Genomic DNA, 17,528 nt, shown 5'->3' with positions numbered 1-17,528 from the left:
ACTGTTCGGTTGCACCAACGTACGGTCTTACCGAGGCAGATTGCAACCGTGCGGTTGCAACGAACTCAGGACCGGAGCAGAGCGGGGACCACGTGGCGTGCCAGCAACGGTGCGAGGTCGGCGGGCGGCTCGGCCAGGGCTGTCCATCGCAGCTCCGCGATCTCCCGTGCCGCCGTGGGCTCGCCCGGCAGTTCGGCGGTGTAGACCGAGGCGTCCACCCGGGTGTCGGGCTCGTTGGCGGCCGCCTCCTCGTAGCTGCCGAGCGCGGTCAGGTCCTCCTCCCGCAGGTGCAGACCGAGTTCCTCGGCCACCTCGCGGACCGCCGCCTGCGCCACGGTCTCGCCGGGATCGACCTTGCCGCCCGGGAGCATGAAGCGGGACGTGCCCTGCTTGCGCACGGTGAGCAGCCGGCCCCGGCGCACGAAGCAGACGGCGGCGATGGTCAGGATCGTGGGAGGTGAGAGCGACATGGTGCGGCGAGCCTACGACGCGGGCGCGCGCAGTGCGGTGGTCACCTGCAGCAGCCGGTCCCGCAGCGCGTTCGCCCGCTCGGCGAAGGATCGTTGGGCACTCACATAGGTGGCCTTGCCCGCTGCCGTCTCGATCGGCACCGGTTCGTAGTCCCAGTCCGTGAGGTCGTAGGGCGAGGCGCGCATGTCCAGCTCGCGGATCTCCCGCGCCAGCGCGAACGCGTCCAGCAGCAGCTCGCCCGGCACCGCCGGCCCGAGCTTCGTGGCCCACTTGTAGACGTCCATATTGGCGTGCAGGCAGCCCGGTTGCTCCGACGCGGGCTGGTCGGCACGGGTGAGTGGGCGCTCGTTGCGTGGCACGGCCGGCTCGGTGAAGAACCGGAACGCGTCGAAGTGGGAGCACCGCAGCGGGTGGGCGCGCACCACCTCGTCGGTTCCGGCGGCTCCCAGCCGCAGCGGCACCTGCGTGTGCCGGACCTCCTCGGCCCGGTAGACCATGGCCCACTCGTGCAGTCCGAAGCAGCTCAGCCGGGCCGGGCGCGCGCGGGTCCGGCTGATCAGGTGGTGGATGTACTCGACGGCATCGGCACGCTCGGCGAGGAAGGCGGCGACGTCCAGGCCGGCCGCACCGTGCTGCGAGGAGTACCACCGCCGTCGGGCGTACTCGGGTGCCTGCGCCAGGGCGAGGCCGGCGCCCGGGTGCCACACGCGTAGCTGGGCCGGCTTGGTCGGGTAGTAGGTGAACAGGAAGTCCTCGACCGGGTGCGTGTGGCCGTGCCGGCGGCGCTCGCGGTGGCCGCGGGTGAGGGCGTCGGCGCGCTCGGCGTGTGCCTCGGCGTACGGGTGCCACTGTGCGGGGGAGAGGACAGTCATGGGTGCGTCGGTACGGGTGCTGATTCTCGTTCGGTGCGGATCATCGCGCTGATCGCTCGCTCGAACGGGCCCTTGCCGAGGGTCAGCTGCCACCCGGTCGCGAACACGAAGGTGCCCACGATCAGCCAGATCAACGGCCAGTTCGACTCGGGGTACCAGACGGCGTCGTTGCCCAGGATCCGGATGTAGACGATGTGCAGGGAGTACACCGTCAGGGACATCGCGCCGGTCGCGGTGACCGGCATCAGCAGCACCCGCACCGCCGCCGGCCGCGTCACCAGCAGCAACAGGCCCACCACCCCGACGGCGACCCCCACGTTGCCGAGCATCTCCACCCCGGTGTCGGCGTGCGGCTCGATGCTCAGCAGCAGGTCGGGCAGCGACCCCGGGTCGAGCTGCAGGGCCGAAGGGAGGAAGGCCCCGGCGCCGTAGCCGATCAGTGCCGCGGCGGTGCCGAACATCAGCAGGATCGTCGCGGTCGCGGCCGAGCGCAGGTCGGCCCGCCCGACGGCGATCCCCACCAGCAGGTAGGCGATCCATGCGAGCGCCGGGTAGTAGCCCGTCAGCAGCTCACCGGCCACCGGCATCGCGCGCAGCTGCGAACCCTCACCGATCGCCTCGCGCACCGCCACCACCGGGATCGGTGCGATGACCAGCACCGCCGCCGCCCAACCCAGCAGCGCCGGGGCGCGCAGGCGCAGGAACGGCAGTGCCAGTACGAACATCACCGCGTACGAGGGCAGGATCACCGCCACCGGAGTCATCAGGAACGTCAGGATCCAGCCGAGCGCGTACAGGATCGCCGATCGGGCGAGGATGCGCCGGCGCTGCCGGGACCACTCGAAGCGGTCGCCGGACCCGAAGGCCCTGCGGGTCATGAACGCCAGGCCCACGCCGGCGAGCATGGCGAACAGCGCGGAGGGGCGGCCGTCGGTGACGAAGAACCAGCCCGTGGGAGTCAGCAGGCCGGTCTCGCGCTCCAGCCCCAGGTGTGCCACGAACATGCCGAGCACGGCCAGGCCCCGGGCGGTGTCGATCCCGACGATGCGGGTACGCTGCTCGCTCACCGGCTCAGGCTACCGACCCTCACGCCGGGTAGGAGCGGGGGTCCAGGTCTAGACTCTCGACATGAGCAGCGCCGACACCTACACCCACGGGCATCACGAGAGCGTCCTGGCGTCCCACGGGTGGCGAACGGCCGAGAACTCGGCCGGCTACCTGATCCCGCTGCTCGAGCGCGGGAACGACGTGCTCGATGTCGGCTGCGGTCCCGGCACGATCACCGTCGGCCTCGCCGAACGGGTCAACCCCGGCCGGGTGCTGGGCCTGGACCGCTCCCAGGACGTGCTCCTGAAGGCCTCCGAGCTCGCCGACGCGCGCGGGATGGAGAACATCCAGTTCGAGCAGGGTGACGCCTACGAGCTGCCCTACAGCAAAGGCACCTTCGACGTGGTGCACGCCCACCAGGTGCTGCAACACCTCTCCGACCCCGTGGCTGCCCTGCGGGAGATGGCCCGGGTGACCCGCCGCGGCGGCATCATCGCCGTGCGCGATGCCGACTACGCCGCGATGTGCTGGTACCCCGAGTTCCCGGGCCTGGACCGCTGGCTCGAGGTGTACCACCAGGTCACCCGGGCGCACGGCGCCCAGGCCGACGCCGGACGCCGCCTGCTCGCCTGGGCGCACCAGGCCGGCTTCGAGGACGTCACGCCCAGCGCCGGGGTCTGGTGCTACTCAGGAGAGGACGACAGGTTGTGGTGGTCGCGCTCGTGGGCCGAGCGGGTCACCCGTTCCGCGTTCGCGACCCACGCCGTCGACGAGGGTTTCGTGACCGGGGATGAGCTGGACGAGATGGCCGAGGCCTGGCGCGCCTGGGGTGAGCACGAGGACGGGTGGTTCTCGGTGACCCACGGCGAGCTGCTCATCCGGGTGTAGTCCCCGCGCCTCAGGCCTTGGCCAGGCGCAGCATCGACCAGGACACCGGTGCCAGGGTCGCGGTGAGCTGACCGCCGGTGACCGTGGCCGAGTCGTTCGACCGGGGCGCCACGGAGGTGTCGTCGTCGGCGCTGGCCTGCCAGGTGTGGTCCGGGTTGGACAGCGTGAGGGCCTCGACCACCCGCAGTTCACCGAAGCCGGCGGTGTCCACCGCCAGGGTGAGCTCGTCGGTGGTGGAGCGGTTGACCGCGAACACCACGACCTCGCCGGTCTCGGCGTCGTGGGTGGCCACCGCGTCCAGGGCGGCGACCTCGCCGAACTTCGCGGTCTCGTGCACGGGGGAGTCGATCGCGAGCTGGAGCACCTGGCCCTTGGCGTTGGCCGAGGTGAGGGCGAAGGGGTGGAAGATCGTCTGCTTCCAGGCGCGCCCGCCCGGCTCGGTCATCATCGGCGCGATGACGTTGACCAGCTGCGCCTGGGAGGCCGCGTGCACCCGGTCGGTGTGACGCAGCAGCGAGATGAGCAGGTTGCCCACCACCACGGCGTCGGCCACGTTGTAGTGGTCCTCCAGCAGCACCGGTGCCACCGGCCAGTCGTCCCCGGTCGGCGGGCGGGACTCCGCGCGCTTCTGGTACCAGACGTTCCACTCGTCGAAGGAGATGTGGATGCGCTTGGTGAGCTGACGGGCGGCGCGGACGGCGTCGGCGGTGGCGGCGACGGAGTCGATGAAGTGGTCCATGTTGACTGCCGAGGCCAGGAACGAGGCGAGGTCGCCGTCCTCCTCGAAGTAATAGGCGTGGGCCGAGATGTAATCGACATCCTCGTAGGCCTCGGTGAGCACGATGCGCTCCCAGTCCCCGAAGGTCGGCATGGAGGAGTTGGAGGACCCGCAGGCCACCAGCTCGATGTCCGGGTCGATCATCCGCATGGCGCGCGCGGTCTCGGTGGCCAGACGGGCGTACTCCTCGGCGGTCTTGTGCCCGATCTGCCAGGGGCCGTCCATCTCGTTGCCCAGGCACCACATGCGGATGCGGTAGGGCTCCTCGGCACCGTGGGCGCGGCGCAGGTCGGAGTAGTGGGTGCCGCCGGGCACGTTGCAGTACTCGAGGATGTCGAGGGCCTCCTGCACCCCGCGGGTGCCGAGGTTCACGGCCATCATCGGCTCGGTGCCGGAGGCCTTCGTCCACGTGAGGAACTCGTCCACCCCGACGTGGTTGGGGTCGGAGGAGTGCCACGCGAGGTCGAGGCGGGTGGGGCGCTGGTCGAGCGGGCCGATGCCGTCCTCCCAGCGGTAGCCGGAGACGAAGTTCCCACCCGGGTAGCGCACGGTGGAAACGCCGAGCTCGCGGGTGAGGTCGATGACGTCCTGGCGGAAGCCGTTCTCGTCCGCGGTCGGGTGGTCGGGCTCGTGGATGCCGGTGTAGACGGCGCGGCCGAGGTGCTCCACGAAGGAGCCGAAGGTGCGCCGGCGGACCGGGCCGACGGCGAAGGCCGGGTCGAGGGTGATGCGGGCGTTGGTGGCCATGAGGTGCTCTCTCCAGGTACAGGGGTCGGGGTCGGGGGGAATCAGGTGGCGCGAAGCAGGGCGACGCCGTGGGCGTCCAGTGCCAGCTCGAGCGTGGCGTAGGGGTCGGCCGGGTCGATCTCGAGACGGTGACCGCTCCACAGCTCGGTGATGACGGTGGGCGTGGGCAGGTCGGGGGAGGTGAGTCCGGTGGAGGTGAGGGGCACGCGGACGGTGCGTGCGCCGTCGGCGGTGCTGAACACCCCGGCCCAACGGCTGCCGGCGTGGGAGCCGGTGCCTCGTGCACCCCAGACGATCAGCTCGCGTTCGCGGACCAGCTCGCCGTTGTCGGTGGAGTGGGCGCCGATGGCGTGCACGTCGGGGTTCGTGAGGTCGGCCAGGGTCGCCTCGTCGGTGGTGGGCAGGTCACCGCCCATGAACAGCGGGGAGCGCGCGAGGTTCCACAGCGAGAGCATGGTGCGGCGCTCGGCAGTGGTGAGCAGGCTCTCGCGCGGGTCACCCCGTTCGGCCCTCAGGCCGATACGGCCCAGCGGGAGCATGTCGGCGTCGGCCCAGCCGTGGGCGCGCTGGTGCGGGGCCCAGCGCGCGAGCCGGGTGAACTGGGCGGCGATGTCCTCCCACCGATCCCACAGGTCGTCGGAGATGCGCCACATGTCGGCGTGCCGGCGCAGGTGGGGGACATGGGCGACGGAGAGGTCGGTACCGGGGGAGAGGGAGAGGGTCACGTCGCGACCGTGGCGCTCCTCGGCGCGGGTGATGGCCAGGGCGAGGGCCTCGATCGCATCGTGGTGGTAGGGGAAGAGCATGTCGTCGACCTTGAGGAAGTCCACCCCCCAGCCCACGATCCGCTCGATCTGGGTGTCCAGCCACGCCTGGGCGGCCGGGTGGGAGAAGTCGAGGCCGAGGTTGTCCCCGTTCCACGGGCAGCGCGCGGCCGGGTGGGACTCGGGCAGGGCGATGTCCGCCGTCGTGGCGTCGGTGCCGGGGACCGGGCGGGGGTCGGTGACGGCGCGGCGCGGGATCCCGCGCATGAGGTGCACGCCGAACCGCAGGCCCAGCTCGTGCACGCGGTCGGCGAGAGGGCCGAACCCGCGCCCCCCGGCCGAGGAGGGAAAACGTGCCTCGACCGGCATCTGCACACCGTCGGGGTCCAGCAGCAGCGGGGCGTCGGTGTTGTAGCCACCGGCGCGGGCGGTGGGCTCGTACCACTGGATGTCGACGACCACCGTGTCCCAGCCGGTCGCGAGCATGCGCTCGGACATCACGGCGGCGTTGGCGAGGATCTCGTCCTCGGTGACGGTGGTGCCGTAGCAGTCCCAGGAGTTCCACCCCATCGGCGGGGTCAGGGAGGCGGTGCGGTGCACGCATAACCTTTCGCGAGCGATTTACATCGATGTAGACCTAGTGTGCCCGGTCTGGGAGCGGGGGTCAACCACCTGAGCGGGACGTGACGCTCAGACCGGTGCGTCGGCGGGCACCTGCGATCCGGGCTGGACCGAGACGACGTGCTCGGCGGCCGAACCGGTGGACTGGCGAGCCACCACGTGGGCCTCGCTGATCACGCGGACGTAGGGGCCGTCGTCGCCGGCCAGCCGGGAGCGGAGCAGGGCCACGGCCGTGCGGGCGATCTCGTCCCGGCCCGGTGCCACCGAGCTGATCGTGGGGGTGGCGTAGCGGACGTCGTCGACGTCGTCGAAGCCGATCAGGGCGACGTCGCGCGGGACGTCCACATCGCGCGCGTGCAGGGCGTACAGCGCACCGAGGGCGAGCGCGTCGTTCAGCGCGAACACGGCGTCCACCGGCGTACCCGCATCCAGGAGTGCGCCGAGGGAGTCCGCACCGGCCGAGCGGTGCCACGGCGCGGCAGGAACCACCAGTGCCGGGTCGAACGCGATCCCGGCGCCGGCGAGTGCGTCGCGATATCCGCTCAGCCGCAACCCGGCCGAACCGGTGCACGTATCGCCCGGGATCGAGCCGACGACGGCGATCCGGCGGCGGCCGAGCGCGATGAGGTGCTCCGTGGCTGCGCGAGCGGCGGCCACATTGTTCATGGTGACGTGGTCCGCCGTCGCGCCGAAGATCCGCTCGCCGAGGACGACCAGGGGGAAGTCGACCTCGAAGGCCGCCCGATCGGGCTGCTCCAGGCCGAGCGGGGAGATGATCAGCCCGTCCGTGAGCTGGCGCCGTGAGCCCGACAGGGCGTCGAGCTCACGCTCGCGGCGGCCGCCGGTCTGCTCGATCAGCACGGTCAGCCCGTGGGCGCCGGCCTCCTCGATGACGGCGTCGGCCAGCTCCGCGAAGTAGGGCAGCGACAGTTCCGGGACCGCCAGGGTGATCAGGCCGGAGCGCCGGGTGCGCAGATGCCGGGCGGAGACGTTCATCCGGTAGCCGAGCGTGCTGAGGGAGGCCTCGACCTTCTCCTTGGTTCCCGGGCGGATGTGGGGGTAGTCGTTGACCACGTTCGAGACGGTCTTCACCGACACCCCGGCGTGCCGGGCCACGTCGGCCATGGTGACCGGGCGCTCGTTGCTGCTGGCCACGTCCTACCTCCTCGATCGCCGACACCCTACTGGCCGTAGGCTCTGAGGTATGAAGATCGCTCGATTCACCTCAGGTGAGGACCCCCGGTACGGCGTGCTCGACGGTGAGGACCTGGTGGTGCTCACCGGTGACCCGCTCTACACCACGCCGACCCCGACGGGAGCGCGGGTACCCGTGGACTCGGTGCGGCTGCTGGCCCCGGTCATCCCGCGCTCGAAGGTGGTGTGCGTGGGCCGCAACTACGCCGAGCACGCGGCCGAGCTGGGCAATGAGGTGCCCGAGCGCCCGTTGCTGTTCATCAAGCCGAACACGACGGTGGTGGGCCCCGACGATCCGATCGTGCTGCCCTCCTGGTCCCAGCAGGTCCATCACGAGGCCGAGCTCGCCGTGGTGATCTCGCGCATCTGCAAGGACATCTCCGCCGAGCAGGCGGGGCAGGTGATCCTCGGCTACACCGCTGCCAACGATGTGACCGCCCGGGACGTGCAGCACGAGGACAAGACCTGGACCCGCGGGAAGATGTTCGACACCTCCTGCCCGCTCGGGCCGTACCTGGTGACCGACCTCGACCCGGCCGACCTGCGCATCGGTGCCCGCGTGGACGGTGAGGTCCGCCAGGACGGGCGCACCTCTCAGATGGTGCGCTCCGTGGCCGATCTCGTGGCCTACGCCTCGAGCATCTTCACGTTGCTGCCCGGGGACGTGCTGCTGACCGGGACCCCGGCCGGCGTCGGCCCGATCGAGGCGGGCCAGCGGGTGGAGGTGGAGATCGAGGGGATCGGCACGCTCGGGAACCCGGTGCTGCGGCGCTGAGCCGCACGAGCTACGGCGGCGGCGCGGTGGTGCCGCCGGGCTCGAAGGTGCACGGCACGAGCGCCGGTGGCAGGGCGGGCTCGCCCTCCAGGGAGCGGATGAGCGCCTCGGCGCCGAGGCGGCCGAGCTCGGGGCCGGGTGAACGCAGGATCGTCAGCTCCGGATCGCACAGTCCGGCGCCGGCCGTCGTCGCGCACAAGGCCAGGACGGAGAGGTGGTCCGGCACCGCGAGCCCGATCCTCCGCATGCCGGCGACGAGGTGCATCGCGGCCAATTCGCCGAGCGCCAGGATCGCGGTGCTGTCGGGTGACTGGTGCCGGACGCTGCGTGCGAGGTCGCTCGGGTCGGTGTGCTCGCCGGCGTCGACGAGGTGACTCTGCACTCCGCGGTCGGCGCACATCTGCGTGAAGGCGGTCCGGGTGCGCACGTCCGGCCCGTAGCCGTCGTCGTCGTGCAGCAGCAGGCCCAACCGCGTATGGCCCAGCCCGACGAGGTGGTCGACGGCGGCGCACACCGTGGCCTGGAAATCGATGTCCACGTGGGGGTGGGCGTCGGGAATCTCGGTGCGCCCGATGAGCGCGAACGGCATTCCGGCCTGCTCCAGCAACCGCACGCGCTCGTCCTGCAGCCGGACCTCCATCAGCAGCACGCCGTCGACAAGCCCCTGCCCGGCGAGGGTGGTGAGCTCATGACCGTCGGTGCTCACCGGCCAGATCACCAGGTGGTAGTCCCGCTCGGCTGCCGCGGCGGCCGCGCTGGTGAAGAACTCCACCGATCCCGTCCCTGGTGAGCGCTCGAGCATGGGGTAGGCCAGGGCGAGGATGCGGGTGCGGCGGCTGGCGAGAGCGCGTGCCACCGCGTTGCGGCGGTATCCGAGCTCGGCCATCGATGCCTCGATGCGTTCGCGAGTGGCAGGGCTGACGGGCTTGGTGTCGTTGACCACGAACGAGACGGTGGCGATCGAGACACCAGCATGCTCGGCGACATCCTTCATCGTGGCCATCGCACTGTCCTCCCGGGTCTTGACAGGGTCCGAGCGTACGCCAGAGGATGACAGGTGTTAAAGCGCTTAACCAGAGGAGTGAGGACGATGACGACTCAGCCGGAAACGAAGGACCTGCGCGTCCTGGTCTGGGGCGAGAACCGGCACGAGCAGGTCGAGCCGCATGTGGCCGAGATCTACCCCGACGGCATGCACGAGACGATCGCCGCCGGGATCCGGGAGCACCGCCCCGACGCCCAGGTCTCCACCGTGACCCTCGACGATCCCGAGCACGGCCTCACCGAGGAGGTGCTCGCCGCGACCGACGTGCTCGTCTGGTGGGGGCACGCTGCCCACGGAGAAGTGCGCGACGACGTCGTGGACCGGGTGCACCGGCACGTGCTGGACGGGATGGGGCTGCTGGTGCTGCACTCGGGGCACTGGTCGAAGATCTTCGGCAAGCTCATGGGCACCAGTTGCACCCTGCGCTGGCGCAGTGAGGAGGACCGGGAGCTGGTCTGGACGGTCGACCCCACGCATCCGATCGCCCAGGGGGTGCCGAGTCCGATCATCATCGACCAGCAAGAGATGTACGGGGAGTTCTTCGACATCCCCACCCCGGACGAGCTGGTCTTCATCTCCTCCTTCACCGGGGGAGAGGTGTTCCGCTCCGGTTGCACCTTCCGGCGCGGCCACGGCAAGATCTTCTTCTTCTCCCCGGGCGACCAGGACTTCCCCGTCTACCACCACGAGCACGTGCGCCGGGTGATCGCCAACGGCGTCGGCTGGGCCCGTACTGTCCGCCCCGAGCGTGCCACCCCGACCCTGCTGCGCTACGAGAGCGGGGAGTTCTTCACCGGGCACGGCTACACCGGCGCGATCAAGGCGGCCGAATGACGCCCCTGCGCCTGATCCAGGTGGGCGCCGGTGGCATGGGCCGGGCCTGGCTGCACGCCATCGCGGCGAACCCCGACGTCGAACTCGTCGGCGTGGTCGATCTCGATCCGGCCACGGCATCGTCCGCGCTGGTGGCCACCGGCTCACCGCAGGTGCCGGTGACCACCTCACTGACCGACGCGCTCAGCGGCGGGCGAGCGGACGCCGTCGTGAATGTGACGGTGCCGGCCGCCCACCTGCCGGTGAACCTCGAGGCGCTCGGGCTCGGGCTGCCGGTGCTGTGCGAGAAGCCGATGGCCGAATCGGTGGCCGGCTGCCTGCCGATGATCGACGCGGCTGAGCGCGCCGGGCAGCTGCTGATGATCTCCCAGTCCCGGCGCTACTACCGCCATCTGGCCTCGCTGCGGGAGGTGCTGGCCACGCTCGGGCCGGTGGAGACAGCGCGGTGCGAGTTCGCGCGGGCGCCCCGCTTCGGGGGCTTCCGCGAGCAGATGGCCGAGCCGCTGATCGTGGACATGGCGATCCACCAGTTCGACCTCGCCCGCGATCTGATGGGCCGCGACCCGGTGAGCGTGTACTGCTCCTCGTCCAACCCGAGCTGGTCCTGGTACGCGGGCAACGCCGTGGCCACGGCCACGTTCACCTTCGACGGCGGAGCCTCCTTCGCCTACACCGGCACCTGGTGCGGGCCTCACCCGGAAACGTCCTGGAACGGGGTGTGGAATCTCGGTGCGGCCGGCGGGGGCGTGCGCTGGGACGGGGACAGCCTGCCGCAGGCGTACGACCTGGACGGCGGCAGGGTCCCGGTGCCGGAGCGGGACGTGCCGGAGGAGATCGCCGGATCGCTGGCCGAGTTCGTGGGATGCCTGCGCACCGGGACCGAACCGGCCACGGCCGGTCGGCGGAACGTGCTGAGTGTGGCCATGGTGGAGGCGGCGGTGCTCTCCTCGCGCGAGGGGCGGGTGGTTACGCTGGCGGAGGTGATGGCGTCCGCACGGGAGGGGACTGATGATCGCGAACTATGACCTGGCCTTCACGTTGGTGGTGGTGCTGCCGCTGGTGCTGATGGTGGTGGCCCTGGTCAGTGCCGTCCGCCACCGGGAGCTGCGTGGGCTGCTGCAGGTGGCGTGGTTCGCGCTGATCGTTCTCGCGCCGGTGGTGGGCCCGATCCTGTGGTTCGTGGCCGGCCGGAGGAATGGGGCCACTCACCAGTAGGCTGGGCGCCATCATGACGACTCCCGCTTCCGGCGCCGATGTGCGCGTCCGCTTCTGCCCCTCGCCCACCGGAGCCCCGCACGTCGGGCTGATCCGCACCGCCCTGTTCAACTGGGCGCAGGCCCGCCATCACGGCGGCACCTTCGTGTTCCGGATCGAGGACACCGACGCCGCCCGGGACAGCCAGGAGAGCTACGACCAGCTGCTCGACGCACTGGACTGGCTGGGGATCGACTGGGACGAGGGCGTGCGCGTCGGCGGGCCGGACGGGCCCTACCGTCAGTCCGAGCGGGCGGCGGTCTACGCCGACGTCGCGGCCAAGCTCCTGCAGTCCGGGTTCGCCTATGAGTCCTTCTCCACGCCGGAGGAGATCGAGGCCCGGCACAAGGCGGCCGGCCGTGACCCCAAGCTCGGCTACGACGCCTTCGACCGCGACCTGACCGAGGAGCAGAAGGCGGGCTTCCGGGCCGAGGGACGTGCGCCCGTGCTGCGGCTGCGGATGCCGGACGAGGACCTCACCTTCACCGACCTGGTGCGCGGGGAGGTGACCTTCGCCGCGGGCTCGGTGCCGGACTTCGTCATCGTGCGCGGCAACGGCCAGCCGCTGTACACGTTGACCAACCCGCTCGACGACGCCCTGATGCGGATCACGCACGTGCTGCGCGGGGAGGACCTGCTCTCCTCCACGCCGCGGCAGATCGCCCTGCACCGGGCGCTCACCGAGCTCGGGATCGCCGAGGGTGTGCCGGCGTACGGGCACCTGCCGATGGTGACCGGCGAAGGGAACAAGAAGCTCTCCAAGCGGGCGCCGGAGTCGAACCTGTTCGTGCATCGCGAGCGCGGCTTCATCCCGGAGGGTCTGCTGAACTACCTGGCGCTGCTGGGCTGGAGCATCTCCCCGGACCACGACATCTTCACGCGGGAGGAGATGGTCGCCGCTTTCGACGTCACGGACGTGAACCCGAACCCGGCGCGTTTCGACCAGAAGAAGGCCGAGGCGATCAACGCCGCCCACCTGCGCCTGCTCGCCCCGGAGGACTTCCGCGCCCGGTTGGTGCCCTACCTGCACGAGGCCGGGGTGGTGCCCTCCGCCACCTACGAGGGCCTGCCGGCGCAGCACCAGCAGTTGCTGAACCTCGCGGCACCGCTGGTGCAGGAGCGGATGACCCTGCTCGGCGAGGCCCCCGGGATGCTCGGCTTCCTGTTCGTGGCCGATGACGCCCTCGTGGTGGAGGAGGACGCGCTCTCGGCGCTGCGCCCCGAGGCGGCCGAGGTGCTCGACCGCTCGATCGCGGTGCTGGAGGGGCTCGAGGACCTCAGCCCGGAGCCGCAGCAGGAGGCCCTCAAAGCCGTACTGGTCGAGGAGATGGGGATCAAGCCGCGGTTCGCGTTCGCCCCGCTGCGCGTGGGGATCACCGGGCGACGGGTCTCCCCGCCGCTGTTCGAGTCGATCGAGATCCTGGGCAAGGAGTCCGCGCTCACACGGCTGCAGGCGTTGCGGGCGAGGCTGTAGTGGCCAGGCCGGTGCGGCAGCGGTTGCGCCGCCTGTTCCCGCCCATCGCTTGGCGAGACGAAGCGTTGGCGGCGCGCCAGGTCGAGGTGGCCGAGCATCGGCGGCAGATCGGCGAGCTGCGCGAACGGGTACGTGAACTCCAACAAGAGCGTGTGGCCAAACGTGGGCCGTCGTTCTGGACCCAACTCGAGCTTCTTCGCGCCGAGGCGGCGTACACGCCGAACGTGGACACCGCCCGGCTGACGCCACTGGCACAGGTGCCGTTCAAGTTGCGCAACTACATGCTGGCCCAGTCGCACGGTGTAGCCGTTCCAGCCATACTTGACGTTGCCGACACTGGAGAGGACCTCGATCTTGCCGAGGCGACCGGCAGGTTCGTCGTCAAGGGGGACGGCGGGGCGGGCGGCCGCGGAGTGCTCCTGCTAGAGCGCTCCGGCTCCGGCGCACTTATCGAGATCGGAACCGGCCGCCCCTTTCGGGACGAGGAGGTCGGTCCGGAAGTGGCCGCCCGTTCCGGCGTGCGCCCACCCTATTTCGTTGAGCGCTTCATCGAGACGGGTGACGAGGAAGCGTCGGTCCCGGTTGATGTGAAGTTCTTCAGCTTCTACGGACAGGTCGGCCACGTGCTGTTGCGCCGTGTTCTTCCCGGCCCCGAGGGCACGATCGTGCAGTATCGCTACGTCGATCCCCGCGGTTCTGATCTGGGCGCTGTGATGCCCGCGCAGCGGGTGACGCCTGACATTCCGCTGCCGGCGGACTTCGAAGAGATGGTGCGGATCTCTCGCCACCTCTCGAGGGCGGTCGGGCTCCCTTTCTGCCGCGTGGACCTCTACACGGGTCCGAATGGCCCGTTGCTGGGCGAGATCACCCGAGCACCGGGAGGCCGGCGTATCTACCGCGACGATCACGACGAGCAACTGGGCAGGCTGTGGGTCAAGGCGCGAGCGCGTCTCGCTCTCGATCTGGCACGTGGTCGGCCCTTCGGCGCACTGCACGGGGATCACCCGATAGAGGATCTCTACCCAACGCGCAGCGCTGAGGCACCGGAGTTCTTTCCCGGCGCTTGGCCGATCGTCACAGCACCGTGTGAGAACTGGTGTGCGCTGTGACCTCGCACACGCGCGCCGGTTTGGGTCGGGCATCGAGTTCCGGTACAGTTTCAGGTCGGCACGGCCTTCCCGTTCCTGGTCCTCGGAGCAGTGCGTGGATCTTGTGAGTGAGAAGGCCTTGACACCATGGGGTATGGTGTAATCGGCAGCACGACTGTTTCTGGTACAGTTAGTCTAGGTTCGAGTCCTGGTACCCCAGCGGAGAATCGTCCCGGGTCACTCTCCGGAGTCCGGTACGATTCCCTGTGTTTGCTCGGCCCCGTCGTCTAGTGGCCTAGGACGCCGCCCTCTCAAGGCGGTAGCGCCGGTTCGAATCCGGTCGGGGCTACACCGGAAGGCCCCCGCTCATCGAGCGGGGGCCTTCGTCGTGTCCGGGCAGACCCGGAACGGGACGCGAGATCAGCGCATGCGACACACCTCGGCCACGAAGCGCGCCGAGCGTTCCTGCAGGCCGGCGATCCTGCCGGCGATCAGCCGGGCACGATCCTCGGCGGAGGAGGCCTCCGTGCGGGTGGGCCGTCGTCGCACGTTCTTCGAGCAGAGGAAGTCGGTGCACACGAGCGTGCCGATGGTGTCGCCGCGACGACCGGCAGCGCCGGCCCGAGGTGCGACGTAGAGGCTGACGTCGTCCACGGCCACGATGTCCTCGCACCAGGCACACATGGCCTTGCGGTGCTTGCCACCCTTCTCCGGGGCTCGTAGGGCAATGGCGATGGGTTCGCCGTCGAGCTCGAGGGCGACGTAGGCGTTCAGGGGCGCTTTCGGGTCGCGCCAGCCCAGGTAGTCCAGACGCTCCCAGTCGAGCGCGGCGAGGTCGGGTAGGACGGCGCGGTTGGCCTCGCCACGGGTGGTGTTGACGAGGGCGCGACGGATCTGTGGGTCCGTGAGGGGGTTCATGAGGGGTTCTCCAGTCGGTGGGCATGGCTCAGCGCCGCGCCCGACCGCCGGTTCTCAGCACCGGGCGCGGGGGCAGGCCGGCCTGGAGCAGGCCCTGGGGGCCACCTCGGCTCTCCCTCGCACGTGCGTCCTCTCGTTCGCCACCTGGGTGGTGGCCGTGCCAGCGTATCCGCCTCCGACCGGAGTGGGCCAGGTGTTTTCAGGCGGGTGGAAGCCCTGTGGGGAAGCCGTCGATGCTGGCGCGGTTCCTGGTCTGCCGGTACTCGACGAGACCGTCCTCGCCCTTCTTCGCCGCCCACGAGTCCATGAGGGGCCGTTCGCCCTCGAACTCGTAGAACGGGACCCCGTACCCGCAGGAGGTCTGCACCAGGTCGATGTCGAGCGCGAAGATGTTCCGGGCCCCGCGCATGGGCGGGAAGAGGCCGTAGAGCTCCTCCCAGTCGGCGTCGGGCTCGTGCACGGCGCGGGCGGTCCCGTACAACCGAAGGATCATCGGCTGACGCTCGAAGGAGCAGAACATCACCGTCATCCGCGGGTCCTCGAGCACGTGTGCGGCCGTCTCGTTGCCGCTGCCGGTGCCGTTCAACCACACCACCTGCGTCGGGGCGAGGACCCGCAAGGAGTCCAGGCCCTTGGGGGAGACGTTCACGCGTCCCTCGCTCGCGGCCGTGCCCACGAAGAACAGCTGCTGCGCCTCGATGAAGGTGCGCAGCCGGTCGGTGATCTCGGTGTACTGCGTAGCCATGACGTCATTGTGTCGTGCTCCGGCGCTGTCAGGTCCCGCGGCTACCGTAGGACCATGGTCACCCCGACGGCGCAGCGATCTTCCCGGAGGATGCCGGCACTCGCGGCGTTCGCCTCCGCCTCGCTCGCGCTCGCCGCCTGCTCGGACTCCGACCCCGAGCCGCAGGAGCCGGCCACCCCGCACGTCGACGCTGCCGAGGCGCTCGCCACCGCGCTCTCGGACGGCGACCTCACCGCGGCGCCGCTGGCGGAGGACGACGCGTCCCGGGCCGCCGAGCAGTACGAGGAGGTGCTCGGGGACCTGACGGCGCTGGTCCCGCACGTCGTCGAGGTCACCTGGTCCTCCACGCCGTATGAGGAGGACGACGGTTCCATGGCGGCCGATGCGGCCCTGACCTGGACCTGGGACGTGCCCGGTACCGAGGAGGACTGGACCTACCCGGCCTCGGTCCATCTCGTCTCGAGCGACGAGAGCAGCTACGTCGTCGACTGGCAGCGCTCCGTCCTCGCCCCGGAGCTCGGGGACGACGGCGTGCTCACCGTCGAGCAGTCCGAGGCGCCACGCGGGGAGGTGCTCGGGCGTGACGATGAGGTGCTCGTCACGGCCATCGATGTCTACCGCGTGGGCATCGACAAGACCTACATCGAGTCCGAGGACTGGGAGGACCAGGCGATCGAGCTCGCCGAGGCGCTCGACCTCGAGGACCCGCAGGCCTACGCCGACCGGGTGCTCGCCGCCGGGGAGCGTGCCTTCGTGGTGGCGGTGGTCGTATCGCAGGACGCCCCCGAGGTGGAGGACGTGCGAGGGATCGATGGCGTGAACCTGGTCGGCGATGAGCGGCAGATGGGCCCGACGGAGTACTTCGCCTACTCCATCCTCGGGCGCGTCGGCACCGCCACCGGGGAGATCATCGAGGCATCCGACGGCGCGATCGCCGAGGGCGATCAGGTCGGCCTGGCCGGCCTGCAGCTCGCCTACGACGAGCAGCTGCGGGGGTTCGGCGGCCTGACGATCACCGCCACGGCGGGGGAGGAAACCACCGAGCTGTACACCTCCGAGGCCGTGCAGGGGGAGCCGTTGCGCACCACCCTCGACGAGGACATGCAGCTACGGGCCGAGCAGCTCGTGGACGGGCTCGACGTGCCCGCCGGCCTGGTGGCGATCGAACCCGGGACCGGCAATGTGCTGGCCGCCTCCAGCAGCGCCGCGAGCAACGGGTGGTCGACCGCCACTCTCGGCCAGTACGCGCCCGGCTCGACGTTCAAGGTCGTCACCCTGCTCGCGCTGCTCCGCTCCGGCATGGACCTCGATGACAGCCTCGCCTGCACCGACACCCTCACCGTGAACGGACGCGAGTTCGAGAACTACCCCGGGTACCCGGAGTCCGCCCTCGGCGATATCACCCTCGAGCAGGTGATTGCCCAGTCCTGCAACACGGCGCTGATGTCGGTGCGGGACGAGATCACCGCCGCCGATCTGGCTGACGCGGCCGCCAGCCTCGGCCTGGGTCGCGGTGAGCTGGAGGGCCTGGGCTATCCGGTGTGGCTCGGCTCGGTGCCGACGGAAGCCGAGGGCACCCTCCACGCGGCCGGCCTCATCGGTCAGGGCCAGGTGCTTGCCTCACCACTGGCCATGGCCACCGTGGCCGCCTCGATCAGCGCCGGCCACGCCGTCACGCCGGTCCTGGTCGACACCGACGAGTTCCGCGAGACGGCGCAGGCAGAGCAGGACGTGCCCACACCACTCACCGAGACCGAGGCGACCCTGCTACGGCAGGCGATGCGCGCCGTCGTGACCGACGGCACGGCGAGCCAGGCGCTCGCGGACGTGAGCGACAACGGTGACCTGCTCGCCAAGACCGGCACCGCCGAGTACGACGGCGGCACGCACGCCTGGATGATCGCTGCGCAGGACGACCTGGCGGTCGCCGTCTTCCTGGAGGAGGGCTCCGACGGCGCCGGTGCCGCCGGGCCGCTGATGGCCGAGTTCCTCGGATCCGACTGAGAGGCCGCC

At 70.6% G+C, this 17,528-nt stretch carries 17 protein-coding genes and 2 tRNA genes; 10 read left to right on the top strand and 9 right to left on the bottom strand.

Annotation, left to right across the window (positions count from 1 at the left end; all coding sequences use genetic code 11):
- Window positions 1-65 precede the first annotated feature (65 nt).
- The 3 genes from LQF12_RS10875 to LQF12_RS10865 are packed head-to-tail and all read right to left on the bottom strand — an operon-like array spanning window position 66 to window position 2,410.
- Complete coding sequence (locus tag LQF12_RS10875; protein ID WP_231052954.1) at window positions 66-470, bottom strand: NUDIX hydrolase; 405 nt, start codon at window positions 468-470, stop codon at window positions 66-68.
- Window positions 471-482: 12 nt separating this feature from the next.
- Window positions 483-1,343 carry a 3-methyladenine DNA glycosylase gene (locus LQF12_RS10870; RefSeq protein ID WP_231052953.1) on the bottom strand — a complete coding sequence of 287 codons (861 nt, stop codon included), beginning with the start codon at window positions 1,341-1,343 and terminating at the stop codon, window positions 483-485.
- Window positions 1,340-2,410, bottom strand: coding sequence for a heparan-alpha-glucosaminide N-acetyltransferase domain-containing protein (locus tag LQF12_RS10865; RefSeq protein ID WP_231052952.1), 1,071 nt, complete (start codon window positions 2,408-2,410; stop codon window positions 1,340-1,342). The genes LQF12_RS10870 and LQF12_RS10865 overlap by 4 nt, the downstream gene beginning before the upstream one ends.
- Before the next feature lie 61 nt (window positions 2,411-2,471).
- Between LQF12_RS10865 and LQF12_RS10860 the strand changes: the two genes are divergently transcribed.
- Complete coding sequence (locus tag LQF12_RS10860) at window positions 2,472-3,278, top strand: methyltransferase domain-containing protein (RefSeq protein ID WP_231052951.1); 807 nt, start codon at window positions 2,472-2,474, stop codon at window positions 3,276-3,278.
- Between the two features lie 10 nt (window positions 3,279-3,288).
- Here LQF12_RS10860 and arfA read toward each other — a convergent pair whose 3' ends face one another.
- The 3 genes from arfA to LQF12_RS10845 all read right to left on the bottom strand — a co-directional run bounded on the left by arfA (window position 3,289) and on the right by LQF12_RS10845 (window position 7,313).
- Window positions 3,289-4,803, bottom strand: a complete 1,515-nt coding sequence (arfA, locus tag LQF12_RS10855) for an arabinosylfuranosidase ArfA (protein ID WP_231052950.1) — start codon at window positions 4,801-4,803, stop codon at window positions 3,289-3,291.
- A gap of 41 nt (window positions 4,804-4,844) precedes the next feature.
- On the bottom strand, window positions 4,845-6,167 hold the full coding sequence (locus tag LQF12_RS10850) for a glycoside hydrolase family 27 protein (RefSeq protein WP_231052949.1): 1,323 nt from the start codon (window positions 6,165-6,167) through the stop codon (window positions 4,845-4,847).
- A gap of 90 nt (window positions 6,168-6,257) precedes the next feature.
- Window positions 6,258-7,313, bottom strand: a complete 1,056-nt coding sequence (locus tag LQF12_RS10845) for a LacI family DNA-binding transcriptional regulator (RefSeq protein WP_231055586.1) — start codon at window positions 7,311-7,313, stop codon at window positions 6,258-6,260.
- A gap of 79 nt (window positions 7,314-7,392) precedes the next feature.
- On the opposite strand from LQF12_RS10845, the gene LQF12_RS10840 reads away from it, so the two are divergent.
- Window positions 7,393-8,157 carry a fumarylacetoacetate hydrolase family protein gene (locus tag LQF12_RS10840; RefSeq protein ID WP_231052948.1) on the top strand — a complete coding sequence of 255 codons (765 nt, stop codon included), beginning with the start codon at window positions 7,393-7,395 and terminating at the stop codon, window positions 8,155-8,157.
- 10 nt (window positions 8,158-8,167) lie between these two features.
- Here the strand turns inward: LQF12_RS10840 and LQF12_RS10835 are convergent, their stop codons facing one another.
- On the bottom strand, window positions 8,168-9,160 hold the full coding sequence (locus tag LQF12_RS10835) for a LacI family DNA-binding transcriptional regulator (RefSeq protein ID WP_231052947.1): 993 nt from the start codon (window positions 9,158-9,160) through the stop codon (window positions 8,168-8,170).
- Between the two features lie 87 nt (window positions 9,161-9,247).
- Between LQF12_RS10835 and LQF12_RS10830 the strand changes: the two genes are divergently transcribed.
- The 7 genes from LQF12_RS10830 to LQF12_RS10800 all read left to right on the top strand — a co-directional run bounded on the left by LQF12_RS10830 (window position 9,248) and on the right by LQF12_RS10800 (window position 14,201).
- Window positions 9,248-10,036, top strand: a complete 789-nt coding sequence (locus LQF12_RS10830; RefSeq protein WP_231052946.1) for a ThuA domain-containing protein — start codon at window positions 9,248-9,250, stop codon at window positions 10,034-10,036.
- Window positions 10,033-11,061, top strand: coding sequence for a Gfo/Idh/MocA family protein (locus tag LQF12_RS10825; RefSeq protein WP_231052945.1), 1,029 nt, complete (start codon window positions 10,033-10,035; stop codon window positions 11,059-11,061). Before LQF12_RS10830 ends, LQF12_RS10825 begins: the two co-directional genes overlap by 4 nt.
- Window positions 11,045-11,251: a PLDc N-terminal domain-containing protein gene (locus tag LQF12_RS10820; RefSeq protein WP_231052944.1), complete on the top strand. Its 207-nt coding sequence runs from the start codon at window positions 11,045-11,047 to the stop codon at window positions 11,249-11,251. The genes LQF12_RS10825 and LQF12_RS10820 overlap by 17 nt, the downstream gene beginning before the upstream one ends.
- A 13-nt stretch (window positions 11,252-11,264) precedes the next feature.
- On the top strand, window positions 11,265-12,764 hold the full coding sequence (gltX, locus tag LQF12_RS10815) for a glutamate--tRNA ligase (protein ID WP_231052943.1): 1,500 nt from the start codon (window positions 11,265-11,267) through the stop codon (window positions 12,762-12,764).
- The gene (locus LQF12_RS10810; RefSeq protein ID WP_231052942.1) at window positions 12,764-13,873 is read left to right on the top strand and encodes an ATP-grasp fold amidoligase family protein; all 1,110 of its coding nucleotides are present in this window, start codon (window positions 12,764-12,766) and stop codon (window positions 13,871-13,873) included. The genes gltX and LQF12_RS10810 overlap by 1 nt, the downstream gene beginning before the upstream one ends.
- A 127-nt stretch (window positions 13,874-14,000) precedes the next feature.
- Window positions 14,001-14,072, top strand: a tRNA-Gln gene (locus tag LQF12_RS10805).
- 56 nt (window positions 14,073-14,128) lie between these two features.
- A tRNA-Glu gene (locus LQF12_RS10800) sits at window positions 14,129-14,201 on the top strand.
- 71 nt (window positions 14,202-14,272) lie between these two features.
- On the opposite strand, the gene LQF12_RS10795 is transcribed toward LQF12_RS10800, so the two are convergent.
- The gene (locus tag LQF12_RS10795; protein WP_231052941.1) at window positions 14,273-14,770 is read right to left on the bottom strand and encodes an FBP domain-containing protein; all 498 of its coding nucleotides are present in this window, start codon (window positions 14,768-14,770) and stop codon (window positions 14,273-14,275) included.
- Between the two features lie 199 nt (window positions 14,771-14,969).
- Entirely contained in the window at window positions 14,970-15,515 is a 546-nt protein-coding gene (locus tag LQF12_RS10790; protein ID WP_231052940.1) for a pyridoxamine 5'-phosphate oxidase family protein, read from the bottom strand.
- 54 nt (window positions 15,516-15,569) lie between these two features.
- On the opposite strand from LQF12_RS10790, the gene LQF12_RS10785 reads away from it, so the two are divergent.
- Window positions 15,570-17,519: a penicillin-binding transpeptidase domain-containing protein gene (locus LQF12_RS10785; RefSeq protein ID WP_231052939.1), complete on the top strand. Its 1,950-nt coding sequence runs from the start codon at window positions 15,570-15,572 to the stop codon at window positions 17,517-17,519.
- Window positions 17,520-17,528: the final 9 nt, after the last annotated feature.

Origin of the sequence: Ruania suaedae (assembly GCF_021049265.1) — a bacterium.
GTDB classification, from domain to species: Bacteria; Actinomycetota; Actinomycetes; order Actinomycetales; family Beutenbergiaceae; genus Ruania; species Ruania suaedae.
The sequence above is the reverse complement of the archived record's forward strand: the minus strand, read 5'-3'. Positions and strand labels throughout refer to the sequence as shown.